Genomic DNA, 12,494 nt, shown 5'->3' with positions numbered 1-12,494 from the left:
CCGAGGGCGCCGGGCGAGGGCTCGGCGCCCGCCCCCTCCAGGAGCTGAGACGGCAGGACCCCAACACGTTCCCCCGTACGGAGGTACCTCCACCCGGGTCCGGTCGTTGGGCTTCACGGGCGCGTCGCCCCGCTCCCCGGAGGACGCCCATGAGCACGCCGCCCCCAGTGCCCCGACAGGCAACACTCGCCGGGCAAACGCTGCCTGCCGCGGCACTGGCCTCAGGTCCCGAAGGCCCACGCGCCCTGCGGCCGTTGCTCGACACCGTGCTCGAAGCGCTGGACACCGGCGCCCTGGCACGCGGCGGACCGCTGCCCGTCGGCGGACCCGAGGCGGTCGCGGCCCGCGTGCGCCAGGCGGCGGGAGAGATCCTCCCCGACCAGGGTGACCCACACGCCCTGCGCACCCTGGTCCACGTCTTCGCCGAAGGCGCCGCCGACCCGTCACACCCCCTGTGCGCCGCCCACCTCCACTGCCCGCCCCTGGCCATCGCCGCGGCCGCCGACCTGGCCGCCTCCGCCCTCAACCCCTCCCTCGACTCCTGGGACCAGGCCCCGGCGGCATCGGAACTGGAGACACTGGTCGCGAGGGCACTGGCCAGGGAGATCTACGGCGACGGCCGGCAGAAGGCGCCCCGAACCCCCGACTCCCTCGTCACCACCGGCGGCACGGAGTCCAACCAGGTCGCCCTGCTCCTCGCCCGGGAGGCGAGCGGCGGGGCCGTGCGGCTGGTGTGCGGGGCCAACGCCCATCACTCGCTCGCACGGGCCGCCTGGCTGCTCGGGCTGCCCGAACCCGTCGTGGTGCCCGCCCCGGCCGGGGCACTCGACCCCGCCGCGCTCGACGAGACCCTCACCCGCCTGCCCGGCCCGCTGCTCGTCGCCGCCACCGCCGGCACCACCGGCGCCGGTCTCATCGACCCCCTGCCCGAGATCGCCGCCCACTGCGCGGCCCACGGCGCCCGGCTGCACATCGACGCCGCCTACGGCGGAGGCCTCCTGTTCAGCACCCGGCACCGCGCCGCGCTCACCGGCCTCGACGCCGCCGACACCGTCACCCTCGACCTGCACAAACTCGGCTGGCAGCCGATCGCCGCAGGCCTCCTCGCCGTCAAGGACCCCCGCGACCTCACCGCCCTGCGGCAACGCGCCGACTACCTCAACGCCGCCGACGACACCGAGGCCGGCCTGCCCGACCTGCTCGGCCGGTCCCTGCGCACCACCCGCCGCCCCGACGTCCTCAAACTCGCCGTCACCCTCAAGACCCTCGGCCGCGGCGGCCTCGGCACACTCGTCGACCAGGTCTGCGCCCGGGCCCGGGAGTTCGCCGCCCTCGTACACGACCACCCCGGCTTCACACTCCACGCCCCGCCCGTCATCAGCACCGTGCTGTTCCGGCCCGCGGGCGCCACCGACGCCGATGTGGCCGCCGTACGCCGCGCACTCCTCACCGACGGCCGTGCCGTCCTCGGCCGGACCCGTCTCGACGGCCGGCTCTGGCTCAAGGCCACCCTCCTCAACCCCGCCACCGGGCCCGACGACCTGGCCGCACTGCTGCACCTCGTGGCAGCGCGCCGAGCCACCCTCGTGGAAGGACACACCCCCCGATGAACCCCGCGCCCACCCCCGACCCCGCCCCGACGCCCCACCCGCCCCACGAGCCCGACGCACCCCGCGACCTCGTCGGCATCGGCATCGGCCCCGCCAACCTCTCCCTCGCCGCCCTCGCCCACCCGCTCGGCGAACTCGACACCGTCTTCTACGACCAGCGCCCCGCCTTCGCCTGGCACTCCGGCCTGCTCATCGAGGGCGCGACCATCCAGGTCCCCTTCCTCGCCGACCTGGTGAGCCTCGCCGACCCCACCAGCCCCTGGACCTTCCTCAACTACCTCAGGTCCCGTGAGCGGCTCTTCCCCTTCTACTTCGCCGAGCGCTTCCACATCCAGCGCGCCGAGTACGACGCCTACTGCCGCTGGGTCGCCGAGAGCCTCCCGGACCTCCACTTCGGCCACCAGGTCGACGCCGTCCGCTGGAACCCCGAACGCGACGTCTTCGAGGTCGACTTCACCCAGCTCGACGCCGACGGAGAAGCCGAGGCCCTCGGCCGTACCTACGCCCGCAACGTCGTCCTCGGCATCGGCACCGAACCGTACGTCCCCGAACCCCTCAAGCCCCTCGCCCAGGCACCCGGCGTCCCGGTCGTGCACGCCGCCGACTACCTCGACCACCGCACCGCCCTCCTCACCGCTGAGCACGTCACGGTCGTGGGCATCGGACAGTCCGGCGCCGAGATCTTCCTCGACCTGCTGCGGAACAGGCCGGCCGGCCGGGAGAAACTCCACTGGCTGGGCCGCACGGAAGCCTTCGCGCCCATGGAGTACTCCAAGCTCGGCCTGGAGCACTTCACCCCCGACCACACCCGCTACTTCCACGCCCTGCCCGAATCCGCCCGCGACCGCCTCGTCACCGGCCAGTGGCAGCTGCACAAGGGCATCGACACCGCCACCGTCGCCGCCATCCACGACGAGCTCTACCGCCGCACCCTGCACGGCGGCTGGCCCGACGCCGTCCTCACCCCCGGCGTCCACGTCCGCACCGCGGGCCGCGTCGCGACGACCAAGGTGGAACTGCACCTGGAGCACGGCCGGCAGGACAGCCGCTCCCGGATCACCACCGACGCCGTCGTCCTCGCCACCGGCTACCGCGAACGCCCCCTCGACCGCGTCCTCGCCGGCCTCGACCCCTATCTGCGCCGGGACAGCCGGGAGCGCCCGCGCATCGACGAGGAGTACCGCCTCGTCCTCGACCCGTCCGTCACCGGCACGGCGTACGTCCAGAACGCCGAGACCCACACCCACGGCGTCGGCGCCCCGGACCTCGGCCTCGCCGCCTGGCGCAGCGCGATCATCCTCAACTCCCTGACAGGCAGGGAGGCGTACGCCCTGCCGCGCCGCACCGCCTTCACCACCTTCGGCCTCACCCAGCGACAGCAGGTCCCGCCGGCCCGTGAGGCACCGGAGCTGACCCCGCTCGTGGACCGAAGGTGATGAAGCTCAAGGCGCTCAGAAGACCGGCGTGCCGTTCCGCGTGAGCTTCCAGTCCACCGCCGCGAACTCGGCCGGGTCGACGGCCCCCTTCGCCTTCACCCAGGCGATCATGGTGTTGCGGATCTCGTCCGAGTTCGACCACAGCAGCTGCGAGGCGGCGACATGCGGGAAGTTCCCGCCGCCGTTGGCCCGGTAGTTGTTCACCGCGAACACGAACTTCGCGTCGTCCGCGAGCGGCTGCCCCTCGAACCGCACATTCGTCACCCGCGAACCGGCCGGCTTGGCGATGTCGATCTCATAGGCCAGCCCGCTCACCACGTCGTAGTTGTAGTCCGGCGTGCCGTTCGCGTTCGTCAGCTTCGCCGGATCCACCGCCGCGTCCGGCGCCGTCTGTGCGAAGTAGTTCGCCGAGAACTCCAGATACGCCTTCATCTGCGCACCCGTCATCAGACGCGCCTCCAGCGTGTTCTCGAAGACGTACAGACCCGCCACATCCCGGATCGTCACCTCGCCCGCCGGGATGCGTGCACTGCGCGAGAAGCACGCCGCCTGCGACAGCACCGGCAGCGAGGCGTGCTCCGTGCCCGCCAGCGCCTGCTTCACCGTGTCCGCCTGGATGTGGTTGATCAGGTCGATGATCGGCACGTCCTTGTACGGCGCCTCCGCCGACGTCATCTCCGCCGCGTTCGTGCCGATGACCTGATTGACGTACGCCACGACCTTCTCGTGCTCGTCCGACAGCAGCCGCACGATCTTCCGGTCCTCCTCCACCGTGTTGGAGTTCAGGACCTTCGCGCCCACCTTCTCGACCTTCCAGCAGCCCTTCGCCCAGACCAGCTCGAAGTCGAACAGCGTCAGCCGCTGCCCCCACTTCAGCGGCTCGGACAGCACGACCTGCTTGCCGGTCTTCTTGTTGGTGACGAAGTACTCGGCGATCTCCGTGTGCGCGTGCCCGACCAGGATCGCGTCGATCCCCGGCACCTGCTCGGCCACCAGACCCGCCGCGTTCTCGATGTACGGCAACTGGTCACCGTAGGACGACGTCCCCGACGAACCGCTGTGCGCCGACACGATGACGACGTCCGCGCCCATCGAGCGCAGCTTCGGCACCCACTTCGCCGCCTGCTCCTCCAGACCCGGGAACGTCATCTTGCCCTGCACGTTCGCCTTGTCCCAGATCGCGATCCCCGGGTTGGTCAGACCCAGCACCGCCACCTTCACATCCCGCCCGAACGGCGTGCGCAGCCGGTGCATGCTGTACGGCGCGAAGGCCGGCCGCAGCGTCTTGGCGTCGAGCGCGTTCGCGCCCAGCAGCGGGAAACGGCACTGCTGCTCGAACTTCCGCAGCACCGGAATGCCGTAGTTGAACTCGTGGTTGCCGAGCGCCGCCGCGTCGTAGTCCATGGCGTTCATGGCCTGCGCCATCGGGTGCACCGGGCCGCCCTCGGCGGTGATCGGGTCGACCTTGGCGTAGTAGTACGACAGCTGCGTGCCCTGGATCGTGTCGCCCGCGTCGATGAGCAGCGTGTTGCGGCGGCCCTTCTCCTCGCGGATCCGGTTCACCAGGGTGGAGACCTTCGCCAGACCGATGTCGTTGTGGTCCTTGTCGTCGAACTCCTTGTCCGTGAAGTAGTCCCAGTTGAAGACGTTGCCGTGCAGGTCCGTCGTCCCCATCACGGTGAACGCGTAACGCTTCACGCCCCGCTTCGTCTCACCCCGCCCCTCGGCCGCCTGAGCACCCGGCGCCGAGACCGCACCGGCCAGCGCCACCCCCGCCCCGGTCACGGCGGACTTCCCCAGGAACTTCCGGCGGTTCAACGGCATGTCTGGCTCCCCTAGCGGAATCTGTGAACGACGCGCGTAGATAACGCGCGTAGATTCTGACCCGGTCATGACCAGCCGCAACAGTCCCGGCAGGTTGCGATTAGATGACTCAGCACACCCACTCCACGCCTCCGGCCAGCCAAGACATGACAGAGTGGGGCGTATGACCGTGCCCACCGGAGACGCTTCCCAGCCCGCCGTCCCCTACGGAACACCCGACGCTCCCCGCATCGCCGTCCGCGGCGAGGCCCGCCTCGAAGTCGACCCGGAGATCGCCCGCATCGGCATCACCGTCGCCGCCCGGGGCCGCGACCGCCGCTCCGCCCTCGACGACCTCACCCGCCGCAACACCGGCGTCCTCGACCTGGTCAAGTCCTACGGCGACGCCGTCGAACGCCTGGAGACCGGCGCCTTCTCCATCACGCCCGAACTCACCAAGCACGGGCGCGGCGAACGCATCCGCACCTACCACGGCCGCGTCCACGTCACCGCCGAACTCACCGACTTCACCGCCCTCGGCGAACTCACCACCCGCCTCGCCGACCTCGAACTCACCCGCGTCGACGGCCCCTGGTGGGCCCTGCGCCCCGACTCACCCGCCCACCGCGAGGCCAGGAAGAAGGCCGTACGAGAAGCCGTCCAGCGTGCCCGCGAGTACGCCGAGGCACTCGACACCACCCTCTCCGCCCTGGTCGAACTCGCCGACATCGGCGCGGAGAACGCCACGCCGGCCTACCCCCAGGCCCCCGGCCGCATGCGCTCCGCGGCCTACGCCGGCGCCGAGGACACCGCGGCGGCACCCCTCGACCTCGAACCCCAACGCCAGCGGGTGCACGCCCAGATCAACGCCCGCTTCACGATGGTGCCGCCGCGGCTGTAACCGGATTTCTGAGGGGCCATTTCGAAGGCGCGAGCGAGGGATTCCTGACGCTCATCGGAGCACCCCGCCGCACAATTCAACACTTGTCCATAACGCTTCATGCAAAGTGTGTTGAGCAGTCACCCACGACCAATTCTCTACCGGTCGGTAACTCATAGGCTCACCCTTATGCGCCGAGCGAAGATCGTCTGCACACTGGGGCCCGCCACCGACTCGTACGACCAGATCAAAAGCCTGGTCGACGCCGGAATGGACGTCGCCCGATTCAACCTCAGCCACGGCGGCCACGCCGAGCACGAGGAGCGCTACCACCGGGTACGGAAGGCCGCCGACGAGACCGGCCGCAGCGTCGGCGTCCTCGCCGACCTTCAAGGCCCGAAAATCCGGCTCGGCCGCTTCACCGAAGGCCCCGTACTCCTTGAACGCGGCGACACCTTCACCATCACCGTCGAAGAAGGCGTCGAAGGCGACCGCACCACCTGCGGCACCACCTACGCCGGCCTCGCCGCCGACGTCACCCCCGGCGAACGCGTCCTCGTCGACGACGGCAAGGTCTGCCTGGAAGTCACCGAGGTCGACGGCCCCCGCGTCCACACCACGGTCGTCGAGGGCGGCGTCATCTCCGACCACAAGGGCCTCAACCTCCCCGGCGTCGCCGTCTCCGTCCCGGCCCTCTCCAAAAAGGACGAGGACGACCTCCGCTGGGCCCTGCGCACCGGCGCCGACGTCATCGCCCTCTCCTTCGTCCGCAGCGGCCGCGACATCCAGGACGTCCACCGCATCATGGACGAGGAAGGCCGCCGCCTCCCCGTCATCGCCAAGGTCGAAAAACCGCAGGCCGTCGAGAACATCGAAGAAATCGTCGCGGCGTTCGACGGAATCATGGTCGCGCGCGGCGACCTCGGCGTCGAAATGCCACTGGAACAAGTCCCGATCGTCCAGAAGCGCGCGATCAAACTGGCGAAGCGCAATGCGAAACCCGTCATCGTCGCCACCCAGATGCTCGACTCAATGATCGACAACGCCCGACCGACGCGTGCGGAGGCCTCGGACGTCGCCAACGCCGTCATCGACGGCACCGACGCGGTGATGCTGTCCGGCGAGACGAGCGTCGGCAAACACCCCGTCGAAACGGTCCGCACGATGGCCCGCATCGTCGAAGCGGCGGAGGAGGACATCCTGGCGAAGGGCCTCCCGCCCCTCACCGAACGCAACAAGCCCCGCACGCAGGGCGGAGCGGTGGCCCGAGCGGCGGCGGAGATGGGCGACTTCCTCGGCGCGAAGTTCCTGGTTGCCTTCACCCAGTCCGGCGACACGGCCCGCCGCCTCTCCCGCTACCGCTCCCCGATCCCCCTCCTCGCCTTCACCCCCGACCAGGCCACCCGCTCCCAGCTCAGCCTCACGTGGGGAGTGGAGACGTTCCTCGGCCCCTGCGTGGACTCCACGGACGCGATGGTCGACCAGGTCGACGAACTGCTCCTGAAATACGGCCGCTGCCGAAAAGGCGACACGGTCGTCATCACAGCAGGCTCCCCTCCCGGCGTCTCCGGCTCGACAAACCTGGTCCGCGTCCACCACATCGCCGAGTAACCCTCAGTACTTGGCCCCGACGTGGGCGTCCATGAGGGCTACGGAGGCTTTGCGGGCGACGGAGATGTTGCGTGCGTTGGCCTGCTTCCAATCGACGCCCACCTGGTCCAGGGCCTCGGTGAGAAGACGGATGATGTCGGCCGAGCGGTTGGTGAAGAAGTACCGCGGATACTCGTAGCGCTTCCGATCACCGGCCACGCTCCGGGTTGTCCAGTTGGTGATCCGGCAGCCGTCGGAGTGGATGAGACCGCGGATGAACTCCCAGGGGTGGGCGTCGACGATTGTTTGTTGCCACGGTTCGAGAGCGATGCGGCGTTCGTGTTTCTTGCCGGGGCCGTGCTGCGGGAAGAGGTGCGGCCAGTGTCTGCTGTAGCTGACCACCGAGACGTACCCCTGAGCCTGAACGCGGGAGGCACACCCGGTTGGATTGATGGAACGCATGGCCATCTCGCAGGCGTCGATCAGGCCGGGCCATGAGTTCGCGCAGGCGACTCTCAGGTAGTAGCCGGTGCCGCGAGGGTGGCCGCTGATGCAGCCATCGCCGAGATAGAGGCCCAGTAAGTAGGCGTACGCGCACTCGTCAGCAGGGGGCCCGGCGTCGGGAGGCGCCAGTCGGGGGAGTGGCTCGACGCGGTCCTGCCAGGAACGGATCGCGGCCCGTGAGATGCCCGTTTCGCGGCTCACCGAGTTCAGACTGCGTCCCTGGGCCACCAGCGCGAGTGCTCGCTTGCGTGTACTGAGGTCGTACATAAGGCCACTGTGGGAGTGCGGTCACAGCGACACGCAGCAAAAAGCGGATGTTCACGAGAACGTGGACATCCGCTTGCAAATGGTGACCTTGGAAAAGAAGGAAAAGTGCCCCGGGTCGGACTCGAACCGACACTGTATGGGTTTTGAATCCATTGCCTGCTGCCAATTGGGCTACCGGGGCCCGGGGAATCGAAGGATGACCTCGACCCACTGCCTGACCACCATACCGCAGCTAGGTACGCTCTTGGGAGCAGTACCGGCCTGCCCCGTACCAAGGAGCCCACGTGAGCGCCCCCGAGTCGCCCCAGCCTGTTGACGTGCCCGATGACGACAAGTCGCACGTGCCTCCGCTGACGACCCGTGTCGTCATCGCCGAGGACGAGGCCCTGATCCGGCTCGATCTCAAGGAGATGCTGGAGGAGGAGGGGTACACCGTCGTCGGCGAGGCCGGGGACGGTGAGCAGGCCGTGGAGCTGGCTCGTGAGCACCGGCCGGACCTGGTGATCCTGGACGTGAAGATGCCGAAGATGGACGGTATCTCCGCCGCCGAGAAGATCGCCGAGGAGAGCATCGCGCCGGTGCTGATGCTGACCGCGTTCTCGCAGCGCGACCTCGTGGAGCGGGCCCGGGACGCCGGTGCGATGGCCTACCTGGTGAAGCCGTTCAGCAAGACCGACGTCGTGCCGGCGATCGAGATGGCCGTGTCGCGCTTCACGGAGCTGAAGGAGCTGGAGAAGGAGGTCGCGGACCTCACGCTGCGGCTGGAGACGCGCAAGCTGGTGGACCGGGCGAAGTCGATCCTGCAGACGGAGTACGGGCTGTCGGAGCCGGCCGCGTTCCGGTGGATCCAGAAGACCTCGATGGACCGGCGGCTGTCGATGCAGCAGGTCGCGGAGGCGGTCATCCAGGACGCCGACGAGAAGAAGGCCAACAAGGGCTGATCACCCCGCACACCACACGAGGCCCGCACCCCATCCGGGGGCGGGCCTCGTCGCGTGACCAGCTCGTCAGTCCTCGCCGAGGTACGCCTTGCGGACGGACTCGTCGTGCAGCAGATCCTGCCCCGTGCCGGAGAGGACGATGTTGCCGACCTCCATGACATGGCCGTGGTCGGCCAGGGAGAGCGCCGCCTGGGCGTTCTGCTCCACGAGAAGGATCGTCGTGCCCTGGGACTTGAGCTCCATGATCGTCGCCATGATCTTCTGCATCATGATCGGGGAGAGGCCCATGGAGGGCTCGTCGAGCATGAGCAGCTTCGGCTGGGACATCAGGGCGCGGCCCATGGCGAGCATCTGCTGCTCACCGCCCGACAGGGTTCCCGCCGCCTGCTTGCGGCGTTCGCCCAGGATGGGGAAGAGATCGTAGGCGCGCTGGATGTCCTTCTCGATCCCTTCCTTGTCCTTGCGGAGGAACGCTCCGAGCTGGAGGTTCTCCGCGATGGTGAGGCGGGGGAAGATGTGCCGGCCTTCGGGGGAGTGGGCGAGGCCGAGGGCGACGATCTTGTGGGCGGGGACGCCGCTCAACGGCTTGCCGTCGAAGAGGACCTTCCCGGACGTCGGCCGCAGCAGGCCCGACAGCGTGCGCAGGGTGGTCGTCTTGCCGGCGCCGTTGGTGCCGATGAGGGTGACGACCTGGCCGGCTTCGACGCTGAAGGAGATGCCTTTGACGGCTTCGATCTTGCCGTAGGAGACCCGGAGGTCCTCGACCTCGAGGAGTGCGGTCACTTGGCTTCTCCCTTGGTGCTGCTGGTGGTGCTGGGCGCCGCCTCCGCGGCGGCTTCGGCGGCCTCGACCTCCGCGACTTCGGCCTCACCGGGGTCGCCTTCGAAGGGTTCGCCCAAGTAGGCGGCGATGACGCGTTCGTCGGCCTGGACGACCTCGGAGGTGCCCTCGACGAGCTTTTCGCCCTGGACGAGGACGGCGACGCGGTCGCTGAGGTTGAAGACGAAGCGCATGTCGTGCTCGATGAGGAGGACGGCGATGCCCTTGTCGCGGATGGCGAAGACCAGTTCCTCGGTCGCCCGGGTCTCCTGGGGGTTCATTCCGGCGGTCGGCTCGTCGAGCAGCAGCAGGCCGGGTTCCGAGGCGAGAGCGCGGGCGATCTCCAGCTTGCGCTGCTCGCCGTAGGGGAGGTTCCGCGCCAGGTGGTCGCGCTTGTGGGCGAGGCCGATGAACTCGAGGAGTTCCATGGCTCGTTCCTCGCTGGCGCGTTCGGCCTTCTTGAAGCCGGGGCCGCGCAGCAGGGCGGACCAGAGTCCTTCCTTGGTCCGCGTGTGGCGGCCGACGAGGACGTTTTCCAGGACCGTCATGTTGGAGAACAGGCGGATGTTCTGGAAGGTGCGGGCGATGCCGGCCTGGGTGACCAGGTGGGGCTTGGGCGGCAGGACCGTGCCCTTGTAGGAGACGGTGCCTTCGGTGGGGACGTAGAGGCCGGTCAGGCAGTTGAAGAAGGTGGTCTTGCCGGCGCCGTTGGGGCCGATGAGTCCGACGATCTCGCCGGCGTTGACCGTGAAGTCGACGGAGCGGACGGCGGTGAGGCCGCCGAAGCGCATCGTGACGTCGCGTGCTTCGAGTACAGGTGTGGTCATGATTCTTACGCCCCCGCCTTGGTGACGGCCGGTTCGTCGGTCAGCGTGGTCTGTTTCGGTACGTCGAGTTGGCCGGTCTCGTGGAATTCGAGCTGGCGCCGGCGGTTGGCGATGATGCCTTCGGGGCGGAAGCGCATCAGCAGGATGAGCGCGACACCGAAGGCGAGGAGCGACTTGTCCTGGAGGAACACCAGCTTCTCGGGCAGCAGGTAGAGCAGGGCCGCGCCGAGGAGGGGGCCGGCGACGGTGCCCATGCCGCCGAGGACGACCGCGGCCAGGAGGAACGCGGAGTTGGGCGGGGTGGAGCCGGCGAACTGGTACGGGGTGGGAACCACGCTGTAGGTGACGTGGGCGCTGACGGTTCCGGCGAGGCCGGCCAGGGCGGCGCCGAGGGCGAAGGCGACGAGCTTGACGCGGAAGCCGTTGATGCCCATGGCGGTGGCGGCGGTCTCGTCCTCGCGGATGGCGATCCAGGAGCGGCCGATGCGGGAGTCCGCCGCACGCGTGTAGACCAGGACCACGATGGCCATGATCAGCACCATGAGCAGGTAGTAGTTGGCGAAGCGGCCGAGGGTGAATCCGCCGATGTCGTGGGCCTGGCCGAAGTTGAACCCGAAGAGGTTCAGGTCCGGGATGGAGGGGATGCCGTTGGGGCCGTTGGTGACGTCGGGTCCGGAGTCGCCGTCCATGTTGTTGACGGCGATGCGGAAGATCTCACCGAAGCCCAGCGTCACGATGGCGAGGTAGTCGCCGCGCAGGCGCAGGGTCGGGGCACCGATGAGAACACCGAAGATCAGCGAAGCCGCGGCGCCGGCCAGGGCGGAGGCCCAGAACGGCAGGTGGACGCCGGAGATCGTGGAGAACTCGGAGCCGGAGACGAGGGCGGCGGTGTAGGCGCCGACGCCGAGGAAGGCGACGTATCCGAGGTCGAGGAGGCCGGCGAGGCCGACGACGATGTTCAGGCCGAGGGCGACCGTCCCGAAGATCAGGATGTTGACGCCGATGTTGGCGTAGTGGTCGTCGGTCTGGGTGAAGGGAAAGGCGATCGCCGCTGCGAAGCCCATCGCGAGCGTGAAGCTGCGGTTGGCCGCCACCAGCGACGAGAACCGGTCCATGAGACCGGCGGTGTGCACGGCCCACATGGCGAACGTGACCACGAAAAGGTAGCCGATGAACAGTTCGCCGTACTCGGTGTCGATGCCGTAGGTGAAGACACCGAGGCCGATCATCGTGACGACCGTGATCACGGCCCGCTGGACCCAGGGCGCGGTGGCCTGGGCGGCGGGGATGCGGTCGGGCTTGGCGATGTAGGCCTTGAGGGCCGCCTTGGTGCCGTCGGCGCCGGCCTTCTCCTGGGGGAGGGCGAAGGCGCCGAGGACGGGCAGGAGGGAGGCGATGGCCGCGATCCAGCCGCCGGGTTCGAGGTTGACGACGCCGCCGAGTTTGGCGCTGATGGCGATGACGGTGAACCAGGTGACGGCGAAGCCGCCGAGGGCGGTGAGGACGAGCGGTGCGTTGTTACGGGCGGGCAGCAGCCAGCCGAGTCCGCGGATGCCGTAGGAGGCGAGGGCGAACAGGGCGGTGAGGACGCCGGCGGTGAAGGTGAGCCACTGCAGGCCGCCGGGGTAGCCGTTGAAGGTGAGGTCGCCGGGGAACTCGTCGGTCCAGGTCCAGGCGAGGTACGCGGAGGCCGCGGTGGCGATGCCGCCGGCGAGGAGCAGGGCGCGGGCGGCCGCGGCGGGCAGCGGGACGAGGCCGCGCAGCACGGGCGGGGCGGGGACGGCGTCCGGGGCGGGGGTCTTGGTCGTCTCGGTCAT

General features: G+C 69.3%; 10 protein-coding genes and 1 tRNA gene. 5 read left to right on the top strand and 6 right to left on the bottom strand.

Annotation, left to right across the window (positions count from 1 at the left end; genetic code table 11):
- The first annotated feature begins 149 nt into the window (after nt 1-149).
- Nucleotides 150-1,610 (top strand): pyridoxal phosphate-dependent decarboxylase family protein, encoded by a 1,461-nt coding sequence (locus tag ACFT32_RS39860; protein WP_382498949.1) that lies wholly within the window; start codon nt 150-152, stop codon nt 1,608-1,610.
- A complete protein-coding gene (locus tag ACFT32_RS39855; protein WP_382498947.1) occupies nt 1,607-3,046 on the top strand; it encodes a lysine N(6)-hydroxylase/L-ornithine N(5)-oxygenase family protein in 1,440 nt (479 codons plus the stop codon). The genes ACFT32_RS39860 and ACFT32_RS39855 overlap by 4 nt, the downstream gene beginning before the upstream one ends.
- A 15-nt stretch (nt 3,047-3,061) precedes the next feature.
- Here the strand turns inward: ACFT32_RS39855 and ACFT32_RS39850 are convergent, their stop codons facing one another.
- Complete coding sequence (locus ACFT32_RS39850) at nt 3,062-4,870, bottom strand: bifunctional metallophosphatase/5'-nucleotidase (RefSeq protein ID WP_382498944.1); 1,809 nt, start codon at nt 4,868-4,870, stop codon at nt 3,062-3,064.
- Between the two features lie 163 nt (nt 4,871-5,033).
- Between ACFT32_RS39850 and ACFT32_RS39845 the strand changes: the two genes are divergently transcribed.
- Together ACFT32_RS39845 and pyk are read left to right on the top strand one after the other, a co-directional pair.
- Complete coding sequence (locus ACFT32_RS39845; protein ID WP_382498942.1) at nt 5,034-5,750, top strand: SIMPL domain-containing protein; 717 nt, start codon at nt 5,034-5,036, stop codon at nt 5,748-5,750.
- A gap of 168 nt (nt 5,751-5,918) precedes the next feature.
- A complete protein-coding gene (gene pyk / locus ACFT32_RS39840) occupies nt 5,919-7,340 on the top strand; it encodes a pyruvate kinase (RefSeq protein ID WP_382498941.1) in 1,422 nt (473 codons plus the stop codon).
- Between the two features lie 3 nt (nt 7,341-7,343).
- Here pyk and ACFT32_RS39835 read toward each other — a convergent pair whose 3' ends face one another.
- The gene (locus tag ACFT32_RS39835) at nt 7,344-8,090 is read right to left on the bottom strand and encodes a transcriptional regulator (protein WP_382498940.1); all 747 of its coding nucleotides are present in this window, start codon (nt 8,088-8,090) and stop codon (nt 7,344-7,346) included.
- 106 nt (nt 8,091-8,196) lie between these two features.
- A tRNA-Leu gene (locus ACFT32_RS39830) sits at nt 8,197-8,271 on the bottom strand.
- A gap of 103 nt (nt 8,272-8,374) precedes the next feature.
- On the opposite strand from ACFT32_RS39830, the gene ACFT32_RS39825 reads away from it, so the two are divergent.
- A complete protein-coding gene (locus ACFT32_RS39825) occupies nt 8,375-9,031 on the top strand; it encodes an ANTAR domain-containing response regulator (protein WP_382498937.1) in 657 nt (218 codons plus the stop codon).
- 66 nt (nt 9,032-9,097) lie between these two features.
- On the opposite strand, the gene ACFT32_RS39820 is transcribed toward ACFT32_RS39825, so the two are convergent.
- The 3 genes from ACFT32_RS39820 to ACFT32_RS39810 are packed head-to-tail and all read right to left on the bottom strand — an operon-like array spanning nt 9,098 to nt 12,494.
- On the bottom strand, nt 9,098-9,814 hold the full coding sequence (locus ACFT32_RS39820) for an ABC transporter ATP-binding protein (RefSeq protein WP_382498935.1): 717 nt from the start codon (nt 9,812-9,814) through the stop codon (nt 9,098-9,100).
- Entirely contained in the window at nt 9,811-10,677 is an 867-nt protein-coding gene (locus ACFT32_RS39815; RefSeq protein WP_382498932.1) for an ABC transporter ATP-binding protein, read from the bottom strand. Before ACFT32_RS39815 ends, ACFT32_RS39820 begins: the two co-directional genes overlap by 4 nt.
- A 5-nt stretch (nt 10,678-10,682) precedes the next feature.
- Nucleotides 10,683-12,494 carry a branched-chain amino acid ABC transporter permease gene (locus tag ACFT32_RS39810; RefSeq protein ID WP_382498931.1) on the bottom strand — a complete coding sequence of 604 codons (1,812 nt, stop codon included), beginning with the start codon at nt 12,492-12,494 and terminating at the stop codon, nt 10,683-10,685.

Origin of the sequence: Streptomyces sp. NPDC057002 (assembly GCF_042673825.1) — a bacterium.
Classification (GTDB): domain Bacteria; phylum Actinomycetota; class Actinomycetes; order Streptomycetales; family Streptomycetaceae; genus Streptomyces.
Note: the sequence above shows the minus strand (reverse complement) of the source record. Positions and strands in the feature narration are given on the sequence as shown.

Coding starts and splice junctions, on each gene's coding strand:
- ACFT32_RS39835 (WP_382498940.1), bottom strand. CDS start 8,090: ATGTACGACCTCAGTACACGCAAGCGAGCACTCGCGCTGGTGGCCCAG.
- ACFT32_RS39815 (WP_382498932.1), bottom strand. CDS start 10,677: ATGACCACACCTGTACTCGAAGCACGCGACGTCACGATGCGCTTCGGC.
- pyk (WP_382498941.1), top strand. CDS start 5,919: ATGCGCCGAGCGAAGATCGTCTGCACACTGGGGCCCGCCACCGACTCG.
- ACFT32_RS39855 (WP_382498947.1), top strand. CDS start 1,607: ATGAACCCCGCGCCCACCCCCGACCCCGCCCCGACGCCCCACCCGCCC.
- ACFT32_RS39845 (WP_382498942.1), top strand. CDS start 5,034: ATGACCGTGCCCACCGGAGACGCTTCCCAGCCCGCCGTCCCCTACGGA.
- ACFT32_RS39810 (WP_382498931.1), bottom strand. CDS start 12,494: ATGACCGAGACGACCAAGACCCCCGCCCCGGACGCCGTCCCCGCCCCG.
- ACFT32_RS39850 (WP_382498944.1), bottom strand. CDS start 4,870: ATGCCGTTGAACCGCCGGAAGTTCCTGGGGAAGTCCGCCGTGACCGGG.
- ACFT32_RS39860 (WP_382498949.1), top strand. CDS start 150: ATGAGCACGCCGCCCCCAGTGCCCCGACAGGCAACACTCGCCGGGCAA.